General features: G+C 68.1%; 1 protein-coding gene. It reads right to left on the reverse strand.

Features of this window, described 5'->3' with window-relative positions; all coding sequences use genetic code 11:
• The coding region (locus C6N31_RS42510; protein ID WP_307811618.1) for an AMP-binding protein at positions 1-454 on the reverse strand (454 nt) is incomplete at its 3' end.
• Between the last annotated feature and the right edge of the window lie 20 nt (positions 455-474).

Below are 474 nucleotides of genomic sequence, written 5' to 3' on the forward strand. Positions count from 1 at the left end.
TGACGACGCCTTTGGGGCGGCCGGTGGAGCCGGAGGTGTAGATGATGTAGGCGGGGTGGTGGGGGGTGAGGGGGGTGGTGCGGTCGTGGTCGGTGGGGTTGTGGGTGGGTTGGTGGGTGAGGTCGGTTGCGAGGGTGGGGTGGTCGAGGTGGAGGGTGTGGTTGGTGTGGTGGGGGAGGTTGGTCTGGGTTGTGGTGGTGGTCAGGGTGAGGGTGGGTTGGGCGTCGGTGAGCATGTGGTTGAGGCGTGGGGTGGGGTATTGGGGGTCGAGGGGGAGGTAGGCGGCGCCGGTTTTGAGGACGGCGAGGATGGCGGTGACGAGGTCGGTGGAGCGGGGCAGGGCGAGGGCGACGTTGTGTTCGGGGCCGATGCCGTGGGTGATGAGGAGGTGAGCCAAGCGATTGGCTCGGGTGTTGAGTTCGGCGTAGGTCAGGGCGGTGTCGTCGCACGTCACGGCTACCGCGTCCGGTGCAC

It is taken from the genome of Streptomyces fildesensis (assembly GCF_016107395.1).
In the GTDB taxonomy this organism is placed as follows: Bacteria; Actinomycetota; Actinomycetes; order Streptomycetales; family Streptomycetaceae; genus Actinacidiphila; species Actinacidiphila fildesensis.